The organism is Microbacterium sp. Root553 (assembly GCF_001426995.1).
Lineage (GTDB): Bacteria > Actinomycetota > Actinomycetes > Actinomycetales > Microbacteriaceae > Microbacterium.
Window position 1 is genome coordinate 924,792 of sequence record NZ_LMFY01000001.1, and the last position, 20,569, is coordinate 945,360.

22 protein-coding genes are annotated in these 20,569 nt (G+C 64.3%); 10 read left to right on the top strand and 12 right to left on the bottom strand.

The annotated features are described in order from the left end of the window. Positions 1 to 15 precede the first annotated feature (15 nt). The 3 genes from ASD43_RS04130 to ASD43_RS04140 all read right to left on the bottom strand — a co-directional run bounded on the left by ASD43_RS04130 (position 16) and on the right by ASD43_RS04140 (position 1,702). Positions 16 to 432, bottom strand: a complete 417-nt coding sequence (locus tag ASD43_RS04130; RefSeq protein WP_056413971.1) for a hypothetical protein — start codon at positions 430 to 432, stop codon at positions 16 to 18. Then, a complete protein-coding gene (locus ASD43_RS04135) occupies positions 432 to 1,112 on the bottom strand; it encodes a DUF433 domain-containing protein (RefSeq protein WP_056413974.1) in 681 nt (226 codons plus the stop codon). Before ASD43_RS04135 ends, ASD43_RS04130 begins: the two co-directional genes overlap by 1 nt. Positions 1,113 to 1,183: 71 nt before the next feature. Next, the gene (locus ASD43_RS04140; protein WP_149421780.1) at positions 1,184 to 1,702 is read right to left on the bottom strand and encodes a hypothetical protein; all 519 of its coding nucleotides are present in this window, start codon (positions 1,700 to 1,702) and stop codon (positions 1,184 to 1,186) included. Positions 1,703 to 1,965: 263 nt separating this feature from the next. Here ASD43_RS04140 and ASD43_RS04145 point away from each other — a divergent pair, with 263 nt between their 5' ends. The 5 genes from ASD43_RS04145 (at position 1,966) to ASD43_RS04165 (ending at position 8,070) form a co-directional block, all read left to right on the top strand. Further along, positions 1,966 to 3,042 carry an extracellular solute-binding protein gene (locus ASD43_RS04145; RefSeq protein ID WP_056413981.1) on the top strand — a complete coding sequence of 359 codons (1,077 nt, stop codon included), beginning with the start codon at positions 1,966 to 1,968 and terminating at the stop codon, positions 3,040 to 3,042. Between the two features lie 42 nt (positions 3,043 to 3,084). Continuing rightward, entirely contained in the window at positions 3,085 to 4,101 is a 1,017-nt protein-coding gene (locus tag ASD43_RS04150; RefSeq protein WP_056413983.1) for an ABC transporter ATP-binding protein, read from the top strand. 1 nt (position 4,102) lies between these two features. After that, on the top strand, positions 4,103 to 5,995 hold the full coding sequence (locus ASD43_RS04155) for an ABC transporter permease (RefSeq protein WP_327043706.1): 1,893 nt from the start codon (positions 4,103 to 4,105) through the stop codon (positions 5,993 to 5,995). Beyond that, positions 5,992 to 7,059, top strand: coding sequence for a LacI family DNA-binding transcriptional regulator (locus ASD43_RS04160; protein ID WP_082539244.1), 1,068 nt, complete (start codon positions 5,992 to 5,994; stop codon positions 7,057 to 7,059). Before ASD43_RS04155 ends, ASD43_RS04160 begins: the two co-directional genes overlap by 4 nt. Positions 7,060 to 7,134: 75 nt before the next feature. Next, positions 7,135 to 8,070, top strand: a complete 936-nt coding sequence (locus ASD43_RS04165) for a metallophosphoesterase (protein WP_235564015.1) — start codon at positions 7,135 to 7,137, stop codon at positions 8,068 to 8,070. A 178-nt stretch (positions 8,071 to 8,248) separates the two neighbouring features. Here the strand turns inward: ASD43_RS04165 and ASD43_RS04170 are convergent, their stop codons facing one another. The 5 genes from ASD43_RS04170 to ASD43_RS17155 all read right to left on the bottom strand — a co-directional run bounded on the left by ASD43_RS04170 (position 8,249) and on the right by ASD43_RS17155 (position 11,228). Then, positions 8,249 to 9,076 (bottom strand): hypothetical protein, encoded by an 828-nt coding sequence (locus ASD43_RS04170; RefSeq protein WP_056413994.1) that lies wholly within the window; start codon positions 9,074 to 9,076, stop codon positions 8,249 to 8,251. After that, positions 9,073 to 9,651, bottom strand: a complete 579-nt coding sequence (locus ASD43_RS04175) for a hypothetical protein (RefSeq protein ID WP_157550775.1) — start codon at positions 9,649 to 9,651, stop codon at positions 9,073 to 9,075. The genes ASD43_RS04170 and ASD43_RS04175 overlap by 4 nt, the downstream gene beginning before the upstream one ends. Before the next feature lie 239 nt (positions 9,652 to 9,890). Continuing rightward, on the bottom strand, positions 9,891 to 10,328 hold the full coding sequence (locus ASD43_RS04180) for a hypothetical protein (protein WP_157550778.1): 438 nt from the start codon (positions 10,326 to 10,328) through the stop codon (positions 9,891 to 9,893). Further along, a complete protein-coding gene (locus tag ASD43_RS04185; protein WP_056414003.1) occupies positions 10,325 to 10,939 on the bottom strand; it encodes an HAD family hydrolase in 615 nt (204 codons plus the stop codon). Before ASD43_RS04185 ends, ASD43_RS04180 begins: the two co-directional genes overlap by 4 nt. A gap of 136 nt (positions 10,940 to 11,075) precedes the next feature. Continuing rightward, on the bottom strand, positions 11,076 to 11,228 hold the full coding sequence (locus ASD43_RS17155) for a hypothetical protein (RefSeq protein ID WP_157550781.1): 153 nt from the start codon (positions 11,226 to 11,228) through the stop codon (positions 11,076 to 11,078). A gap of 198 nt (positions 11,229 to 11,426) precedes the next feature. Between ASD43_RS17155 and ASD43_RS04190 the strand changes: the two genes are divergently transcribed. The 3 genes from ASD43_RS04190 to ASD43_RS04200 are packed head-to-tail and all read left to right on the top strand — an operon-like array spanning position 11,427 to position 15,577. Continuing rightward, positions 11,427 to 13,571, top strand: a complete 2,145-nt coding sequence (locus ASD43_RS04190) for an McrB family protein (RefSeq protein ID WP_157550784.1) — start codon at positions 11,427 to 11,429, stop codon at positions 13,569 to 13,571. After that, a complete protein-coding gene (locus ASD43_RS04195) occupies positions 13,568 to 14,773 on the top strand; it encodes an McrC family protein (protein ID WP_082539246.1) in 1,206 nt (401 codons plus the stop codon). The genes ASD43_RS04190 and ASD43_RS04195 overlap by 4 nt, the downstream gene beginning before the upstream one ends. Before the next feature lie 27 nt (positions 14,774 to 14,800). Next, complete coding sequence (locus tag ASD43_RS04200) at positions 14,801 to 15,577, top strand: DUF4839 domain-containing protein (protein WP_082539247.1); 777 nt, start codon at positions 14,801 to 14,803, stop codon at positions 15,575 to 15,577. An 81-nt stretch (positions 15,578 to 15,658) separates the two neighbouring features. On the opposite strand, the gene ASD43_RS04205 is transcribed toward ASD43_RS04200, so the two are convergent. The 4 genes from ASD43_RS04205 to ASD43_RS17680 form a co-directional block, all read right to left on the bottom strand. After that, a complete protein-coding gene (locus tag ASD43_RS04205) occupies positions 15,659 to 15,937 on the bottom strand; it encodes a zinc-binding dehydrogenase (RefSeq protein WP_056414015.1) in 279 nt (92 codons plus the stop codon). A gap of 25 nt (positions 15,938 to 15,962) precedes the next feature. Beyond that, positions 15,963 to 16,673, bottom strand: coding sequence for a hypothetical protein (locus ASD43_RS04210; protein ID WP_056414018.1), 711 nt, complete (start codon positions 16,671 to 16,673; stop codon positions 15,963 to 15,965). A 601-nt stretch (positions 16,674 to 17,274) separates the two neighbouring features. Further along, a complete protein-coding gene (locus tag ASD43_RS17675; RefSeq protein WP_442922198.1) occupies positions 17,275 to 17,685 on the bottom strand; it encodes a hypothetical protein in 411 nt (136 codons plus the stop codon). Positions 17,686 to 17,794: 109 nt separating this feature from the next. Beyond that, entirely contained in the window at positions 17,795 to 17,947 is a 153-nt protein-coding gene (locus ASD43_RS17680; RefSeq protein ID WP_442922199.1) for a hypothetical protein, read from the bottom strand. Between the two features lie 233 nt (positions 17,948 to 18,180). On the opposite strand from ASD43_RS17680, the gene ASD43_RS16920 reads away from it, so the two are divergent. Together ASD43_RS16920 and ASD43_RS04225 are read left to right on the top strand one after the other, a co-directional pair. Continuing rightward, entirely contained in the window at positions 18,181 to 19,233 is a 1,053-nt protein-coding gene (locus ASD43_RS16920; RefSeq protein WP_082539248.1) for a DNA cytosine methyltransferase, read from the top strand. Between the two features lie 637 nt (positions 19,234 to 19,870). Further along, a complete protein-coding gene (locus ASD43_RS04225) occupies positions 19,871 to 20,473 on the top strand; it encodes a hypothetical protein (RefSeq protein WP_157550787.1) in 603 nt (200 codons plus the stop codon). Positions 20,474 to 20,569 lie beyond the last annotated feature (96 nt).

Below are 20,569 nucleotides of genomic sequence, written 5' to 3' on the forward strand. Positions count from 1 at the left end.
CTGACCTGGGGTAGATCAAGCCTCACCGAGGCGCATCGGGCGTGGGCCTGTCACGTTCAGCGAAAGCGCCCACGGCCCGGCTCCTCGTTTGATGATCTCCCGGACGATCCGCTCTTCATGCCGCAGGAACAGAGCAGCCTGCTCGTCCGGTCGCATGTCTCGCTTGGCGCCTATCCACACGGAACGGATTCCATGCTCGCGGTAGGCCGCCAACTCGGCGGGCCGAGTGCGGATGCGTCTGTCACGTGTCACGACGATGAATCCCAGGGCACCGACGATCGGCATCCACTCGAGATCCAGAGAACCGAGCGGCACTTCAGGTAGATCCGGATGCCCGGGAGACAGAAAGTCCTTGCGCCCGGAACGCCGAAGCACCTTCGCCAGGCCCAGCGTGTTCTCGTCCGCGAAGTAGACCGGCGAGAACGGCGTCATCAGGCTGCTCGGTCGCTGCCGACGATCAGTTCGAAGCGCAGTGCTTCGTCGACCTGGTCGAGAGTCAGTTCGTAGAGGTCAGCGAGCTCGTCTCGCGAACTCCCGGCCTTGAAGTCTCCGGCGAGGATCTCTGTGCGCACATTGCGCACAGCGGGCTGCCCGAAAGTGCGCGCAGGATCCATCACCACGAACGGAGTCCGGGGGTCGGGTCGGATGCTGCCTGCGGCGCCGTCGACGTAGTGAACCGCGTCGCTGAATCGTTCGGTCGCCGCGGTGAGCATGCTCTGGCCGTTACGCACCACCACGAGTTGGAGGGACCGGTCCAGTCCGACCTGTTCCTGAACGATCTGCACGAGCTCTCGCCCTTCGACTTCGAGGAACGGCTGCGCGAGCGCGAGTGGGTAACGTCCGAACCGCTCTCGAAGCTGCTCGATCGCCGGACGCAGTTTCTGAACGGTGACGTCGCGGCTTCGGAACTCGGCAAGGAGTCGGGCTTCGACCATCTCGCCCCAGGTGACGACCTCGGTTCCCGTCGAGGCTTCGCGAAGGATCGGCTCGTAGAACTTCCCCGCCCTGGTGTACCCGTCGAGCCAGCGTCGAGCAGTCCCCCCGTGCAGACCGACGAGGCGATCGACATCCGAGTAGGAGTAGATCGCCCTGTCGAGCATCGAAGTGGTCATGGCGTCAATCATGACAGCCCCGGTGGCGAGCGCGCGGATTGCGCGGGTCGGAGAACTGCCGACACCCACCATCAGCTCGGCGCCACCACGAGCATGCCTGTTTCGTCGCGGGCCCAGGTGAGGTTCGAGCTGTCGCGGAAGCGCATGCCGGCGATGGTGCGCTTCTTCGACTTCGTCACAGGCCGAATCTCTTCGTCGAACGAGCGGAGTCTCGACGCGAACTCCCAGGCATACGCCTCGGAACTCTCTTCGAGGTAGTACGCACCCGGCGGCAGGATCGTCAGCTCGATCGGACGCCGCTCGGTCCCGCTCGCACCGGTCACTCTCACCGTGACGTCGTAGATCGCCTGCTCCGAGGAGTTCACGACGACGGCGCCGTATGCCTTCGCCTCGTCGTCGACGATGCGCGACGCAACCCACGCGAAGACCTGGCTGGCCTGGGTCTGCCTCTCTCGAGCGGCAGAGCTCTCGTCGCGCTTTGCTTCGACGGCGAACAGTCGCCCCGCGTGCTTGGCGCCGAGGATCGCTGCGATGAGCGCGCCGATTGCAGTGAGGGCGGTGATGACGTCTGCGAGAGATCCGAGTTGCACGGGACGACGGTATCCACCCTCGAACCCGTCGTGGCAGCGGACGCGCTGTCGCGAGACGCAGTACTCCGGCATACCTCCACCCACGCACGCGGCAGGTGCGGCCCGGAACTGTTCACCTTCACGCGCGCGTCCGTTCACTTTGACGACCTATCTTGAGTGCGGTCGCGCGAACGCGGCCAAGAATCCGACAGATCGTTGTATATGAACCACAAAGTCGGGGTACAGTCATTGCAGGCATACCTCGATGACGAGAAAGGGCGACCATGGTCGACATCCGAAAGAAGCGCTGGTCTCTGCTGGGAATCGCTGCGGTGGCGGCCGTGACCCTGACCGGATGCGCGGGCGGCAGCACCGACGCCGAGGGCGGCTCGGGCGAGGGCGGATCGGATGCGACGCTCATCGTCTACACGAACTCCAACAGCGACGGCCGCGGCGAGTGGATCACCGAGAAGGCCGCGGATGCCGGCATCGACATCGAGATCGTGGGCCTCGGCGGCGCCGACCTCACCAACCGCATCATCGCCGAGAAGAACAACCCCGTCGGCGATGTCGTGTTCGGTCTGAACAACATGTTCTTCGAGCAGCTCAAGTCCGAAGAGGCGATCACCGCCTACGAGCCGAAGTGGAGCGGTGAGGTCCCCGCCGACGCGGGCGACCCGGCCGACGGCGTCTTCTGGCCCCTCGTCGAGCAGGCCATCGTCACCGTCTACGACGAGAACAAGATCACCGACGCCCCCTCCGACGAGGAGGACCTCTGGACCGACGAGAAGTACGCGGGCCGCTACGAGGTCAACCCGGCACTCGGCCAGGCGACCCCGCAGCTCGTGCTCGCCAGCATCCTCTCGCGTCACCTCGACGAAGACGGCGACCTCGGCGTCAGCGACGAGGGCTGGGATCTGGTGAAGTCCTACTACGAGAACGGCTCGCCCGCGGTCGAGGGCACCGACCTCTACGCCCGCATCACGCGTGACGAGATCGACTACGGCGTGATCCCGTCGAGCGGCATCGCGGCCCGCGACGAGGAGTACGGCACGAAGACCGGCATGATCGTTCCCGACTACGGCGTGCCGTACGTCACCGAGCAGATCGCGCAGATCAACGGATCCGGCAACGAGGAGAAGGCTCAGGAGTTCATCGACTGGTTCGGCAGCGCCGAGGTGCAGGGCGAGTTCGCGACCGAGTTCAACTCGATGCCCGTCAACGAGGGCGCGGTCGACAAGGCCAGCCCCGAGGTCGTCGAGCTCATGGGCACCCTCGACCGTCAGGACATCGACTTCGGCTTCGTGAGCGAGAACCTCGGCGCGTGGGTCGAGAAGGTCACGCTCGAGTACATCGGCTGAGCGACAGCCTCCGAGAATCACGAACACGACCGGAAAAGACACATGATCCGTTTCGAAGATGTCGAGGTCGCATTCGGCGATCACCGTGCGGTCTCGCACCTCGATCTGGAGATCCGGGAGGGTGAGTTCTTCACCCTCCTGGGTCCGTCCGGATGCGGCAAGACCACGGCCTTGCGCTCCCTCGCCGGGTTCGTCGAGCCGACCGGCGGACGCATCCTGATCGGCGGGCGCGACGTCACGCGCGTGCCGAGCGAGAAGCGCGGCGTGGGGATGGTGTTCCAGAACTACGCGCTGTTCCCCAGCATGAACGTGCGCGAGAACATCGCGTTCGGCCTCTCGATCCAGAAGACGTCGAAGGCCGAGCAGCGCCGCCGCGTCGACGAGATCGCCGACCGCACCGGCCTTGCGCTCTCGCAGCTCGAGAAGAACGTGTCGGAGCTCTCGGGCGGGCAGCAGCAGCGCGTGGCGATCGCCCGCGCGCTGGCGCTGACCCCCAGCATCCTGCTGCTCGACGAGCCGCTGTCGAACCTCGACGCCAAGCTGCGCGTGCAGCTGCGCGAGCAGCTGAAGGACCTGCAGCACGAGGTCGGCGTGACCACGGTGTACGTCACGCACGACCAGGAGGAGGCGCTCACCCTCAGCGACCGCATCGCCGTGCTGGATGCCGGCACGCTGCAGCAGGTGGGTACGCCCGAGGAGATCTACGACCGCAGCGCGACGCCGTTCGTCTGCCGCTTCATCGGCGAGAACAACCGCCTCAGCCCCGCGCAGATCACGAGCCTCGGCGGCGGACTCGACGCCACGGCCGAGAGCTACGTGCGGCCCGAGAAGCTGCACCTCGCCGAGGCGACCGATGCGTCCGCGGCATCCGCGTCGCTCGATGGGACCATCGTCGACCGCACGTACCACGGCAGCCACAGCGTCTACACGGTCACCGCCGAAGATGCTCCGCTGCGCGTGAGCGTGCCCGCCGCGGCGAGCGCCCGCCAGTGGAACCCGGGCGACGCCGTGCGCGTCGACATCGACCCGCGCTGGATCCTGCAGTACCCGGCGGCGTGACATGTCGGATGCGCAGAAGCCCCAGAACCCCTCGAGCTCTCACCACCACACAGACCCCGCGGTCCCGCCCTCCGCAGCCGTGACCGGAGATGCCGGCTCCCTGACGACCCACGCGGTCGTCGAGGGTCAGACGGCGGGACCGCGGCCCCGCAAGCGCGGACGTCCCGGCAGCGTGACGGCGATGCTGCGCTCCCCGCTCGCGTGGATCACGGGCATCATCGTGATCTGGTTCGCCGCCGCGTTCCTCGTACTGCCGAACGCCGCCCTGCTCGGGGTCACGTTCTTCCCCGACGGGCAGTTCAGCATCCGCGCCGTCGAGAAGCTGTTCGGCAGCGAGCGTGCGCTGAAGACGCTCGGCAACAGCTTCCTGCTCGCGATCACCCTGTCGATCACCGTGAACGTGGTCGGCGTGTTCATCGTGCTGGTGACGAAGTACTTCCAGGTGCGCGGCGCGAAGATCCTCTGGCTTGGCTACGCGACGACTCTCATCTACGGCGGCATCGTGCTGGCCGCCGGCTACAACTTCATCTACGGCCGGTTCGGGTTCTTCACGAACATGATGGTCAACGTCTGGCCCGACCTGGACCGCGACTGGTTCTCGGGGTACTTCGCCGTGGTCTTCGTGATGACGTTCGCGACCACGACGAACCACATGCTGTTCCTCTCCTCGTCGCTCGGCAAGGTCGACTACGCGTCGATCGAGGCCGCCAAGCTCATGGGCGCGTCGACCTGGACGATCCTGCGCCGCATCGTGCTGCCGGTGATGAAGCCGATGCTGTTCGCGGTCACGGTACTCACGTTCCTCATCGGGCTCGGGGCGCTGACCGCGCCGCTCGTGCTCGGCGGGCCCGACTTCCAGACCGTCGCACCGCTGATCATCGACCTCTCGCGCAGCCCCATCACGCGGGACATCGCGGCGCTGCTGGCGATCGTGCTCGGCATCGCGACCATCATCCTGCTCGCGATCATGAACCGCTTCGAGAAGTCGGGAGTGTACTTCTCGGTCGCGAAGGTGGCGACGCCGATCCAGAAGCAGAAGATCCGCAACCCGTTCGCGAACGTCGTCGTGCACGTCGTCGCATACCTGCTGTGGGTGATCTACCTGATCCCGGTCGTCCTGATCGTGATCTTCTCGTTCGTCGACGCGCGCAGCATCCTCGCAGGTTCCATCACCCTCGACAGCTTCACGCTCGACAACTACATCACCGTGTTCTCGAGCGCCGAGGCGATCCGTCCGTTCATCGTCAGCGTCGTCTACAGCGCGCTCGCCTCGCTCATCGTGGTCGGCGGCCTGCTGTTCGTCGCGCGGATGCTGCAGAAGCACCGCAACCTGCTGACCACCGCCATCGAGTACGTGCTGCACATCCCGTGGATCCTGCCGATCGTGCTGATCGCGCTCGCCCTGGTGACCGCCTTCGACGAGCCGCGGGCGATCGTGGGCGGCATCGTGCTCACCGGCACGCCGATCCTGCTGCTCGTCGCGTACATCTGCGTGAAGATCCCGTTCACCCTGCGCCTGCTGAAGGCCGGTTTCGCGTCGGTGCCCGACTCGCTTGAAGACGCCTCGCGCATTCTCGGGGCGAAGTCGCTGACGACGTTCCGCCGAGTGCTGATCCCGCTGGTGCTGCCGACGGCGGCCGCGATCACGGCGCTGAACTTCAACAGCCTGCTCGACGACTACGACGCGGCGATCTTCCTCTACCACCCGCTGTTCAAGCCGCTCGGTGTCGCGATTCAAGAGAGCACGCGCGGCGAGAACAACCTCGACGCGATGCCGATCACGTTCGTCTACACAGTGCTGCTGATGATCATCATGGGTGTCACCATGTATCTCGTGTATGGACGAGGTTCGCGCGCAGGAGCGCCCCGCAAGGTCAAGAAGGCGCGCGCGTGAGTTCGTCGTCTCTGTCTTCGTCTTCGGATGCCGGTGCGCCCGGGCTGCGGGTGACCGTGAGCGATGTGGCCGCGGCCGCCGGGGTCTCCCGGGCCACCGCGACCAGGGCACTGAAGGGTGAGGGCAGGTTCGCTCCCGAGACCCAGGAACGCATCCTCGCCGAGGCCGAGCGCCTCGGATACGTGCGCAACACGATGGCCGCCGAGCTCGCCGCCGGCCGCACCGGCACCGTCGGGCTGATGCTGCGCGATGCGAGCAACCCCGCGTATGGACTGCTGTTCTCGCGGCTGCAGGATGAGGCGCACCGGCGCGGACTCGATCTCGTGACCGTGACGATCGGTGCCGACGAGCAGGGCGCCGAGCAGGTCAATGCGCTGCACCGGCTGCTCGGCATGCGCGTGGCTGGGCTCATCGTCGCGACCGGTGGCATCACGGCCGCGCAGCTCGAGCCGTTCGCCGACCAGGTGCCGATCGTGCGCGCGGGTCGGGTCGAGACGGCGTCGGGAATCCACACCGCGCACTATGACGATCCGGAGCATGGACGGATGCTGGCCTCGCATGTCTTGTCGCTCGGGCACCGGAACGTGGTCGTGCTCTCGGGCGCATCTGATGTGTCGTTTGCGGAGCATCTGCGGGCGTCGGCCATGCGCGAGACGCTGGTCGCCGGCGGGGCGTCGGTCACGTTGCTGTCTGCGGGCGCTGCCCCGACCGAGGGGGTCTACGAGGCGCTGGCCGCCGTGCGCGATGGCGCCACGGCCGTGATGTGCGCGTCGGACTATCGACAGCTCGCGGTCATGCGGGCGTCGCGTGCTGCGGGGCTGTCGGGGCCCGACGATGTGAGCGTGACGGGGTGCGACGGCATCCTTCCCGGCGCCGACCTGCTGGGTCTGACGACGCTGCGGATTCCTGTCGAGGCCGTCGCCGCTGCGGCTGTCGAGACGATGCAACGGCTGCTGAGTCTCGACGCTGACTCCGATTCCGACTCTGATTCCGATTCTGAATCCACCGTCAGGCAGGCGTTCGTCGGAACGCTGGTGCCCGGCACCACGGCCGCGGCCGTCTGACTTTCTGTATCTGTACGCCGTCTCACTGGAAGAGAAATGATCCTCACCGAACACTCTCGCCCATCGCACACCTTTGTGCACATCTCCGATACGCACCTTCCCGGTGAGCGCTCGCCGCTGTACGGCAGCGGGGCGGATGCCGATGCGAACCTCGCTTCCGTGCTGTCGCGTTTGGTGTCTTCGGGGTTGCGGCCGGATGCGTTGCTGTTCACCGGAGATCTCGCGGATCGGGGGGACGCGTCGTCGTATCGGCGGTTGCGGGCGATGGTCGAGCCGGCCGTTGCTGCTCTGGGGTGCGAGGTCGTGTGGGCCATGGGCAACCACGACGAGCGTGGGGCGATGCGGGCGGAATTGGGGCTCGCGGATGAAACGCCGGTTTCCGGTACCGTAGGTCGCTCTTCGGATACTGATGCCTCAGGTGATGGTTCGGCTCCGGATGCCGCGGGTGCCGGTTCGGACCCTGTGGTCGAGGTGCGCTGGTTCGGCGAGATGCGGGTGATCGTGCTGGATTCGACGGTTCCCGGGGAGCACTGGGGCCGGGTCGATGAGCAGCAGCTCTCGTGGTTGAGTGCCGAGCTTTCTGAGCCGGCGCCGGAGGGTTCGCTGTTGATGATCCACCACCCGCCGCTGCCGACGGTGCTCGACCTCGCGGTCACGGTCGAGCTGCGCGAGCAGGCCGCGCTGGCTGCGGTACTGGAGGGCTCGGATGTGCGCGGAATCCTCTCCGGACACGTGCACCACCCGTCATTCGGTACGTTCGCCGGGATCCCGGTGGCGGCCGCATCGTCGAGTGCGTACGGGCAGGATCTTGCTCAGCCGGTCGGTGCCACGCGCGGCCAGGATGCTGCGCAGGGCTACAACCTCGTGCACGTCTACGACGGCACGATCGTCCACTCTGTCGTCGGCCTCGAGGTCGGTGCGGATGTCGGCGAGCCGGTCGCCGCCGACGAGGCCGGGCGACGCATCGCCCGCCGCGGCATCTCCTGGCGCTCCCCCGCCCCCGCCCGTTGAGCACCGCCCTCGCCCTGCCCGTTGACCACCCCCGCCCGTTGAGCGAGCGAAGCGAGACGAAACGCCCCAGCGCCCCGCCCGTTGAGCGCCCCCGCCCGTTGAGCGCCGCCCTCGCCCTGCCCGTTGAGCGAGCGAAGCGAGACGAAACGCGCCCCCACCTACCTGCGCGACAACACCCTCAAAGTTCAAACACCGCGCGCACTTCGGCGATCGACCGCCCATAAACGAGCTCGGCGACGCGCGCCGCCAGGTCGGAGGTGACCTGCACGACGGTCGCCCCCTGAGACGTCCATCTCCCGCCGCGCTGCGTGAGGTCCAACCCCGGAAGCACTTCCGCATCCGGCAGCTCGATGCGGCCGGCAGCGACGCGAGCGGCAGTCCCCAGCATCCCGACGAGCCATGCTTCGCCGAGCGCGTGCGGACGGATCGACGCGCGCGGACCGCCTGGGCCGACGAAGACCTGGAGCATTGTGTCTGCACGGCGCACCGTCCAGGTATCGCCGCGGTACGTGAAAGTGCAGGCGATGTCGGCGTGCAAGGTGACCTGGGCGCCGTAGCTCTCGATGGCCTCGATGCACTCGGAGCTCAGCAGCTTCGCCGCGATCTCACGCTCGCGGCGCCGCAGCTCGGTCGCGTACTTCTCGCGCGCGATCGGTGCGTACTCCGCTTCGAGGTCGTACCGGTGCGCGGGGGCGCCCTGCGCGAGCCGGTCGAACAGCCATGCGGGATCGATCTGCACGAAGTACCGGAAGTAGATGTCGGCGGGCCCGTGATCGAGCTCCCGGTCAGCTACGAGCATCCGCACGCCGTGATCGACAGACCACACGGCGGCCACCTCACCATCGACCACGACCACCCACGACCAGCCTTGCGCTCTGATCTCGGGCGAGCTCGTCTCGATGGCCGCGCTGAGCCTCGTACCGTCGGGAACGGACAACGTCGCGGCGTGCGAGACGGCGTCGTCGCCCATGGCGACGCTGTCGCGGTCGACTCGGAGTTCGATCATGCACCGCTCCCGTCCGCGCCCGCTGGCCACGTCCAGTCGATCTCGACCTCCTGCACCTGCTTCGCCATACGACGCCGTCGTGACGCGGCGCGCTTCGTGTTCGCGTTGGTCTGGTCGGGCCATCGCCAGTCGGCGGGGAACATATGCAGGGAGAGCGTCGTCGCGCCCGCGGCGTGCGGATCGGCGGCACGCACGAGTGTGAAGGCGTAGTCGCTGACCCGCCACACAGCGCGCGGAAGGGAGATCAGCGGGTCGCGGCTCAGCCTCGCGCCATACCCGTCGTCGGGGTCGAGAGGTGATTCGGCGTGGAATCCTCCGCCGCCGAAGTAGTGCACGAAGTCCATCTCGAGTGATCGGTGGAGCGCGGTCATCTTCTCCTGCGCGTCGGCGGAGCCGTCGGAGCGCGCGAGCGGAAAGATGGTCAGCAGGCCGTTCTCCACTGCCCACGGACTGATCTCGCGCCACTCGACGTCGATACGGATCCGTCCGTCTTCTCCGCGCCGTTCTCCACGCCGGAAGCGGCCCACCTCCTCGACGATCGCGAGGCCGTCCCCGAGTTGCACAAAGCTCTCCATGTCTCCAGCATGCCGTGGCCGGCGACGGACCGCCCGTTGGGCGATCCACTCCCCGCCCGTTGAGCGATCCGCTCCCCGCCCGTTGAGCGCGGAGCGCTAACCCCGCCCGTTGAGGGAGCGAAGCGAGACGAAACGCGCCATCCCCGCACTCCGCCCGATGAGCGAGGAGCACTAACCCCGCCCGTTGAGCGCGGAGCGCTAACCCCGCCTGTTGAGCGAGCGGAGCGAGACGAAACGCCTCAGCGGCTGACGGTGATGTCGACGACGTACGCGGCACACGAGCCGGAGTCCTCGTCGCACTCGTCGTATGGGCTCCCGCTGACCACGACGGAGGCTGCTCCGTCAGGAAAAGACTCGGGCACGGTGATCTCGGTCGCGAAACTCCCGTCTCGCTGGACCGGAACGTCGACGTCGTCAGACTGCTCGCCCGATGACGAGACCACGGCGATCGAGTACGAAGCTCCATTCTCGTAACCGAGATCGCACTCGGCCGCCGCGCTCCGGACCGTCAGAGACTCGCCTGGAGCGACATCTGCGGACGAGACATCCAAAAGTGCAGGCAGACACCGGTCGGGTTCGGGCGCGCAGGCGGTCAGTGTGGTCGCGGTCAGCATGGCGATCGACGCCGCCAGGCCGAGCAGGAGCACCCTCGGCCCCGGAGTCCTTGGAGCCTTCACCCGGAGACCTCCTCGTCAACAAAAACGTTCGCCGCCCGCAACGCCGAGCGAAGGCCAGCTACACCGTCGAAAAGGTGAGTCGGCATCCCGAGCCGCTCAGCCCCGGCGAGCTTGCTGGCCGAGTCATCGGTGAAGAGCACCTCGTTCGGGGCGAGCCGCATCGCATCGAGGACGTGCTGGAACGCCCGAGCGTCGGGTTTCGTCCAGCCGATCTCTGCAGAGTTGAAGACAGCTTCGAAGTGGGCGTCGAGGTTCATCGCGGCGGCTTCTGCCTGGATCGTGTCCGTGCCGTTCGTGAGGATGGCGGTGCGGATGCCGTTCGCTCGCAGTTCGTCGGCGAGGTCGAGGGCCTGCTTGTCGACATGAAACGACTGGCTGCCCCACTCCTCGGCGGCTGCGGCGTTGCCGAGCTCCACGCCGATCCGCTCGACCCAGTCACGGCGAGAGATCCTTCCCGTCGTCACCTCTTCGAGATGGTGTGGAGCGAAGGCGATGGCCTCGATCGAACCTGGTTCGAGTTCGTGCGTCCGCTCGATGCTCGCGACGTTCTCGGGGTCGAAGTGACGGACGACTCCGTCGAGGTCGAAGAGAACGGCGCGGATGGGAGGCATCGGTTCACCCTATCGATCAGGACGAACTGGGGTACACACTCCGGCCACGGCGGCCCCTCGATTCGGGCGCCTGTCCCCGGCGATAGAGACGGCCGGCGGACCGCTTCAATCGATTGAAGCGATCCGCCAGCCGGGATCAACGGTCAGCGCAGTGTTTGCACAGCCGGTAGCCGTTGGTGCCCGAACGCTTGTTCTCGGGCGGGATCTGCTTGCCGCTCACACAGTCGTCGTAGACGTGGTGAACATCCGGGTCGTCGGGGTTGATCGAGTAGTAGGCGGGAACCTTCATGGTGCTCCTTTGCATCAGGGCACCAGACTCTCTGGTGCCTCTTGTTCCAGGAGCCGGGTCCCTCGCACTTGATACATCTTGGCCGGGGAAGCCCGTTCGCCGCTCATGCCAGGATGAAGCGATGACGCCCGTCGGTCTAGGATCGCGCCGCATGCGGGTCGCTCGACGCACTTCATATGACAGGCCTCGGAGGGCACATTGGACAAAGAGCTGAAGACTGCCGAGCGCATCCGGGCAGCGCTGGAACATCTCGAACAGGTGGGAGCCGACGGGACTTACGTACCCATCAGCGAAATCTGGGCGCAGTCCGTCGCTCGAGCCCCGCTCACCCCTTTTGAATCCGAACTGAACACCAAGAACCTGCCGCGCGGTCAAACCAACTGGCGGTTCGCGAGTTCTGAACTGGTGGGCGCGGGTTGGCTCGTGAAGAACCCCTCCGGCGTCGGCGAATGGGCCATCACCACGAGAGGAGTAGACGCAGTCAACGAGTATCCGGGCAACGAGCTGTTCGCAGAAGCACAGCGGGCGAGCCGGGAAGCGCGAGCCAACATGCGCGCCTCTGACGCTCGCGCCTTGTCGGAGCGCTGGGTTTCCGGTGACTCTGCGAAACGAAAGATCTTGGCCGCTGCAGACGTCATCATCGAAGAGGGGTTCCGAAAGGGCTTGTCTGGCTTCGCACCCGGAAGGGAAGTCTGGACGCCGGATAACATTCGCGCGCTGAACCAGCTGTGGAACTCGGCCGAGAAGACGGAGGGTAAGAGTTTCTCCGGCAACCTCGCGCTGCAGTTCAAGGACGCGACCGACGACCAGCGTCTGCTGATGGCAGAAGTGATCGCCCTTCAAGTACTGCCGATCGGCTGGATCATCGGTCACGCGAAGAAGCGCGAAAGAGTGCAGTCGCTCCTCAGCGCAATGGCCCATCCCGTCGAGATCCCGCGCGTCTTCGATGAAGCATTCGGGGGTGGGGCTTTCAATCCCGGTCAGGGGATGCAGACGCACGTGAACAAGGCCATCACCATCATCCTCGATCTCCTTCGCGATTGGAGCGAGCTTTCTGAAGCAGAGCAGCAGGCTGCTCTTGAGGACCCGCTGAAGTGGCGCGAGCTGGTTCTCGCAAAGGAATCTGGATTCCACACCCAGCGCTACGCGCTGCTCTACCTCGTGCATCCGGGCTTCTTCGGGCCGATCGTGTCGGCTGAGCATCGCGAGCGCATTCGCCAGGCGTTCATCGGCGAGATCGGAGGCGAGTTCTCCGATGATCCCGATGTCGATCTGCAACGCATCCAGATCGCCCTGCAGGTCAAAGAGCAGGAACCGGTGAATGTGTACGACGAACCGTTCTACAGCCGGTGGCAACGAGGCGACGAAGCAGTTGCGGTCCCCTCGTCGAACAAGGATGACGAGCGTCACGATGATCCCATCGCGGACCCACGCGGGTTTACAGCGGACGATATCGACGTCGATGAACTCGCCGGTGCAACGCACCTCGACACCACCTGGTTGACCAAAGTGGCGCGTGCTCTTCACCGCCGCGGACAGGTGATCCTCTACGGCCCTCCAGGAACAGGAAAGACCTACGTCGCGCGCGCCCTGGCGGAGCAGCTCGGCAAGCCGGGCAGCGTCGTGAAGCGCATCCAGTTCCACCCGTCCTATACGTACGAGGACTTCTTCGCCGGGTATCGACCGGTGACGGATGCCGCGGGCCAGCTGTCGTTCTCTCTCACGCGGGGTCCGCTCCGCGAGATCGCCGACGAGGCACGCAAGAACCCGGATGTGCCGCATGTGTTGATGATCGACGAGATCAATCGCGCGAACATCAGCAAGGTCTTCGGCGAGCTGTACTACTTGCTCGAGTACCGTGACGACGCCATCGACGTGCTGTACGCGGGCTCGGGTGACGACGGCGGCAAGTCCTTCACCCTCCCGGCGAACGTACTCATCATCGGCACGATGAACACGGCGGACCGTTCGATCGCGCTACTCGACTCAGCCATGCGCCGCCGCTTCTCATTCTTCGAGCTGCACCCGGACGTCGCGCCGGTGAAGGACATCCTCGTGCGCTGGGCCGCACACCATCCGCAGTCTCTGCCTGTCGCTGAGTTGTTCGAGCGCCTCAACTCGAGCATCCGAGACCGTGAAGACCGTGTGGGCCCGAGCCATCTGCTGCGAACCGACGACCTCAGCGAGGACGACCTACACGCAGTATGGGAGGAGAGCATCCTGCCGTTGCTCGACGAGCGCCACATCGGAACGGGCGTCGACGTGCACGTGAAATATGGGCTGAAGACGCTGCTCGACGGTCTCGGGTCTTCTGATGCCGAGGCGGCTGCGTCGGGGTCGTGAGTGTGACCACGTTCGGCGTACGCGTCGAGGAGATCGCCGAGAAGGGCGAGTCTTTCGTCGCGCTGACCACGTCACAGGCAGTGCGTCTGCAGGAGCTGAAGTTCTGTCGGGTGTCCCCGACGGGGGATGCAGGAATCTGGCGTATCACCGACGTCACTCGTGTGGGTGTGGTGGGGCTAGACGGAGTTCGACTGATCGTGCGGCCGAAGACGCCGCTGCGGAGCCTGATCTTCATGGCATCGTATTCGGGCATCCAGACCGATGTGAGCCACGCCACGTTCGCATTCGAGGCTGATCGAGATCTGCCCTCGACCCTGGCCTCCGCGCTGATTCGAGCAGTCTCGTCGGCGACAGGGCGAGGGCTCCTCAAGGGCTACGTATCCGTCGAGGAGACGGGCACGGTGATTCGCGGCCGATGGGACGTGGCGCGCCAGCTGAAGGCTCGACCCGGCATTCCAGTCCCCGTCGAGCTGACCTACGACGACTACACCGAGGACGTCGCGGAGAACCGGATCGTCAAGGTGGCGCTGCGCGCGCTGGTGCGGCTCGAACAGCTCCCCCGTCACATCGTCGACGAACTCGGCCCCCTGCTCGGGATGTTCTCCGAGGTCTCGGATCTGCGGCCTGGCGGTCGGGTGACGCTGCCTGCGGAGACCAGATTGAACGCGCACTATGGGCCGGCGCTCCGCCTCGCACAGTGGATCATCGAAGCGACATCGTGGGCGCATGCAAAGGGCGTGAGCTCCGGCTCCGCGTTCCTCCTGAACGTCGCGAAAGTCTACGAGGACTTCGTCGGGTCGGTGCTCCGGGCGACGCTGAAGCCCGAGGGCTTCGAGGTCGATCTGCAAGTGTCGGACTGGCGCTTGGACACTGGTGGTGAAGTTCGGATGCGACCGGACATCGTCATCTCGCGAGGTGGCCGAGTCGTGACTGTGGCTGACACGAAGTACAAGGTGTGGGGCGAGAGCACGGGTTCTCCTCCGAACGCCGATGTGTATCAGGGGCTGGCGTACGCGGTGACGGCACGCGTGCCGGAGGTGCATCTGCTGTATGTGTCAGGAGACGTCGAGCCGCGGAGATATGAGATCGCGGCCACCGGGACCGTGGTCGTGGCGCATGCGGTGGATGTCAGCGGCGGACCGGAGGAACTGATCGAACGGGTCGCAGTGTTGGGGCGCGCCCTCGTCGCTTCGACTCGCTGAAGCCTCGCCGTCCGCCATGATCAATACATGAGCATGGGCCCTCCCCCTCCCTCCGCGAACCCGGACGGAACAAAATACGACGTCAATACGGTTCGCACGATCCGCGGAACAGAATCGCGAACCCGCGCGAAGTGGGAGAACGATGGATGGGAGTTCGTCTCGCAGGAGCAGGGAACGCTCCGCACCCAGATGACCTTTCGCAAGCCGAAGACGCCCGTCTCGTGGAAGCCGTTCGCCGTGATTGGCGGAGCACTCGCAGTGGTGGCCATCATCATTGGTGTCAATGTCGCGCTGTCATCTGACGACAACGACGCGAAGCCTGTGGCGTCGACCTCGCCAATGTCAACGCCGAGCACTGAGAAGGAGCCGCGTCCTGAGCCGACGGCGGCACCAGAGTCGACGGCCGTGCCGCAGTCGGTCATTCTGACTACCGAGAACAACGCGGACCTCGCGGCGCTCCTCGCTGGACCTCAGGATGGCCCGACGGTCGAAGCGTTCGCAATGAAGTACGACGGCCAGACCATCGAGTTCGATGGCGCTATCGGAGCAATGAATCCCCATGACGGCTATACGACGCGGTACGACATTCTCATTAGCGTCGGGGATTACAGCGAGACGCAGTCGTTCGGCGGACCAAGCTTCCAGTTCCGCGACGTGAATGTGACGAACGATCTGAATCTGAGCGGCAATATTCCTGACTCCGTCGGAGTCGGGAATAACCTGCATGTGGTCGCTCGCGTGGGTGCCTACGAACCAGACACGGCCCTCTTCCTGCTCGACCCGGTGGCGACACAGGTCCGTTGAGTTCGTAGTCCTGGTTGACCTGGAGCGAGTGCGTGGGATCTACCGCACTCGCTCCAGGTGGTCTTACCCTGGCCGCGGGCATCACGGAACCACAATCACCTTGCCCACAACCAGACCTTCAGCAGCCTCCGCATGCAGCGCCGGAAGCTCGGTCAGCGGAATGCGCCGCGTGACCTCGAGCGCAAGCACGCCCTCATCGACCAAAGACACCAGCTCGGCCAGCTTCTCGGCGTCACTCCGCACGAACACGACCACAGACCGCACTCCCCGGATGACATCATCCGGTGCTGGTATCCAGGCGGTGGTGCTCACCACGATTCCCCCGTCGCGCACGAGTCGGACCAGCGCGGTGATGGACATCGCCGCGTAATGGGGGAGGTCTGAGTCAGGGACGTTGACCCCTCCACCGGCGCGTCAGGTCGACCCACTCCGCTTGGGCGTCTCTGAGTCTCTGGGCCGGCACCGGAATGCCGCTTCGTTGGATCACGCGCAGACCATGGACAGAAATGCTGGCTGGTGGCCACTGCATCGGGCGGAAATCCTTGTTCGCCCTCGACACGACTGAGACAACTCCCGTCGCTAGGGAAATTGCGTTCGTGATCGACGCCAGGTTGGACCAGTAACTAGCGGCCACCTCAGTCCAGCCCCAGATGTCACGCGGGGTGACAGAACGGTCGTTCTCACGGTAGAAGTGCAGTTGCCCGCCGCCACCACTCGGAGTGCGGTGCGCAACCTCATTCCGGAAATCGCGCAGGGACTTCGTCGTAAGGAACATGCGATCCAACGCGACCGCGTTCTCGGCGAAATCGGGTCCTGTGCGACCCGCTGTTTGTGAGAGAGCGTGAATAATCTTCTGCGAGAGCCGATCGACAAGGCCCCACGAGACGTACTTCTCCTCGATACCGTCGGCTCTGAGTTGGTTTCTATTATGCTCGCTGGTGAAAGTCTCCAGGAGTTTGAGGTCTTGGCCGGCAAGAACTCGCTTGCCATCGTCGTACAGTATCTCTAGGTACCGTCGGGACTCGTCTTCTGCGCTTGATGTCTCGTAGACGAAGTCCCCCAGTAGGGCGGCCAGCCGCCTGTTGCTAAGTCCCATAGGACGGCTTCGTCGGAATCGGGCGTACTGAGCATATGCGTCCATAGGTGTCAGCATCGCAGCTCGCCTTCGAGCCGCTGAATCAGCACGCCGATCGTTCCCGCGCGCTCCGGGACTCGGCACCGACCTTTGCTCGGCCCGGCTCAAGCGTCGCCCGTATTGCCCGTACGTGACCTCAACGGAACGGTATCCCATGGGCCCGGAAATCCCTTGGCTTCCTTAGTCGCGCGATACCGGTCGGCCGCTGAGCTCCACTCCTTGCGCAGCGCGAGGTACTCCTCGGACCGGTCGCCCGGGCAGCTCAGGCACTCTCGAATCGTCAATGCGCGAAAAGAAGTGAATGGCTGCACCTCGTCCACCTCGACCATGGTGTTCGAGTCCGTATGGAAGAGGTCGTTGGGAGCGTGCGGAGATGCTTCGAACATTGCTCGCGTTCATCGCCGCCGAGTTCCTCGAAAGACCGCTGCAACACCCCGGCTACGGAGGCGGTCTGAGGCGGAAGAGCGAAAAGGCCGCGCGTGTTCAGCCAGGCGACCCTCGCCATTCTGATCAGCGGCACTCCGTCTGCGCTTGCGGATGCAGCAACAAGGCACGGCTTCTCTCATCGCGTCTGTATGCGCGTAGATCTCGTCGAGTTCCTCGAGCGGATGCCGCGTCTCGACCTTCGCCTTGTCGAGCAGACCGAGGTACTTCTGATTGCCTTGAAGTGGAGGCGCGCGACCGGCTTGCGATTGTCGTCGTCGAGGAGCACGGCGAAGTAGCTCTTCGCATCACGGTGGGTCACGCGCTGCGGCTTGACCTCGCCGCACGCGATTGCTTTCACGATCTGGTAGCCCTCGAGCTCTTCCAAACTCGTCTCAATTTCTGTATCCCGATCAAGGTCGGCTTCGACTACCTCGGCGCTCGTCGCCGCCGCAGGAGCTTGGGTGTGGGTGATCCCACTGACCCCCAGCGCGGTCTTCAGCCGATCGTTGACCCGCTCGTTGAGGAATTGCCGCGCCGCCTTGCTCACTAGCGTTGTGACCTGCTGACGAACCTTCTGGGTGCAGGAGGCTTCGTAGACCCGCGTCGCGAAGAACTTGATCCCCTCGTCGGTCGGCTCGCGGAACTGCCCCGCGATCTCACCCTTGAGCGCGCCGATGTACCCTCAGCTCGTCCGCGGCGCTGATGAACGAGTCCAGGTCGAAGCTCTCCTTACTGAGCTTCTGGATCTCGTTGATGAGTGTCTCGTCGATGTCCAGCAGATCGAGAACGAGGAAGGGCTTGGCGCCCACGCAGTTGGGGGTGTCGAGGTCGGTTGGGAAATCCCGGGTCTCCGCACCAGCGCCTGACGCTCGATCAAGCGACGTGAAGAGTGGAGCCCAGAGTTATCGAACCGCTGTCGACCCGACATGGCCTTGCGGTCTCCCCCACGAATCCGACCGGAGCTGTCGCAGATCACGAACCATCCGATACCCGTTCAGGCGGGGACGAGCCTCATGTCTGAACTGAAGCATAAGATTCGAGTATGCCCGAAACGTTCGTCGATCTGTTCAGTGGAGCCGGCGGCCTCTCCTGGGGTCTCAAGGAGGCTGGGATGCGACCTCTGCTTGCGTCCGACCACTGGTCTGACGCGGTGGCGACGCATCGCCACAACATGCCGAGTCATCCAGTGCTACTTAGGGACATTCGGGAGCTGAAAGTTAACGAGCTACTCGAGGCAGCCGGCGGCACGCCTGACTGGATCGTTGGCGGACCTCCTTGTCAGGGATATAGCACCGTTGGCAAGCGCAATAGGGATGACCCGCGAAACGTTCTTTTTCTTGAGTTTAGACGCCTCGTCGAAGGAGTGCAGCCTTCAGGTTTCGTGATTGAGAATGTCCTGGGCCTAAAGGACATGAGTTTCGAGAAGGAAGTTGCTGCGAGCTTCAGCGACCTCGGCTACGAAGTCACCTTCAAGGTCGTAACTGCGGCCGAGCACGGTGTGCCGCAGCTCCGCAGACGCGTAATCTTTGTCGGTCACAAGAACCGGGGCCGCTTCCTGGGCCCCACCCCGACCCGAACCTCCGAGACTTTCGTAACAGTAGATGATGCCATCGGCGATCTACCGCATCTGCGCGCGGGAGAGCAGAGCGATCGATATGACCTCGCACCGTACACGGATTACCAGCGGAGCATGCGCCAGGAGAGCCCGTCGATTCAGGGGCATAGCGTCAGCAGACACCCCGATCATCTCGTAGAAGCCATCTCCCACATCCCCGACGGGGGAAACAGGCGATCCATCCCAGAACAGCTACAACCAAGATCCGGATTTCACAATTCGTATAGTCGACTTGCGTCATGGCTACCTGCGGTCGCTGTTACCCAAAACTTGGGTAAGCCCTCAGGGTCGCGGTGCATTCACCCCAAGCAGAATCGCGGCCTGACCACTCGCGAGGGCGCCAGACTCCAATCATTCCCAGATAGCTTCCATTTCATCGGAGGTGTTACGAGCCAAAGACTTCAGGTGGCGAATGCTGTCCCCCCGGCATTGGCCGCTGCGCTCGGCTCTGCACTCCTCGACCCGGGAACGTGGATGTAGCAGCAAATCGCAAGGTGACGTTGCCCCCTGCCGCCACAAAGCCGAGCCATGTGACCGATTGAGAGATTTTGTGCCAGATAGCATTCGACTTAGAAGAGGCGAGAGCCGTGCACTGAAAAGTGTGGCCCGAGACCTCGGCTTCTCTGACGAATTTTCTAGTCGTATTCCTTTATCCGGGCCAAGCAAAAGCGTTGAAATGGCACTTTCATGGCTGAGCGATTCGAGACCCAGCGCGCAAAACCATTGGCCCGCTTTGACCCTCGCGTTCGTCGCGCAAGTCGAGTCACTTTCCGCGGCCGAAGGTCTTGATAGTTTCGCTAACATTTTCACTTCAAATCCTCCGGAGACCGCGGACCCTTCAGCGCGCAGAGCTGTCAACACCCTAAACTTCAAACGAAAAGTGAGTCAGGGTGCCTCAATCAAGCTACGCCCGCTTTACAATGACGCCCTCCACGTAATCCAGCACGTGATGCTCCGCTCGCACCCCAGCAACGCTCCTCACGCCACTCAATCGTGGCGTGAGTACCGGGATCTAGTCACCATGATTGGGCAGATGACACCTGCAGAGCGACGAACATTCGCGGAACGCGTCTGGGAGCTTGGTGTCTTGAGTGAGCCCGTGCGGCAGATTTCGTCCGTGACCAGCCGGACAGTTCGCCCGTTCGAGCTAGTGCTGAATGAGATGCCGACTAGCACGGCCGGCGTCCGAGGCGGTGCGATTCTCCAAGGGATCGCGTATGGGTATCTCCGCGCCGACTCCCCGAATCTGATACTCGAGTCGCATAATGTCAACACCGGGAGTTCACGCGCTGGAATGCTTGGGGATGTCGACGGCTTCAGGGGCCAGGAGCCGGAGCTCGCTGCCGAGGTCAAGGACATCCACCTCACTGCCGAGAATGTGTTCCAACAACTGCAAAGCTTTTTCGAGGATGTCGAGAACGCCCCAAATGTGACGGCGGTCGTTTTCTGCCGAGATATCACCGACGAGGCACGCTCAATGATCTCCGCCTATTTTGAAGAGTCAGATTCCACAGATTCCACAGAGGCGCCCGTGGCCACGAGCGCAGCAACGGTCCTAGACATACGCGAACTTTCCCGACGCGTCTCTGTCTGGGATGTCCCTAAACAGCAGGAGGCGCTGCGCGGCGTCGAATACTACCTGGGGAGGGTTCAAAAAGACAATGGGGCCGTCGCCTACCTACGCGGATGGCTGCTTTCACACGGCGTTCAGATCTCGTAGTGGCATTGCGACGCACCGCGGTCCACCTACTTCGTGCTCAGATGCCGACAATTTGCTCGCTACCTCTTCGCTCGCGTTAAAAACCGGCCCTTCTCC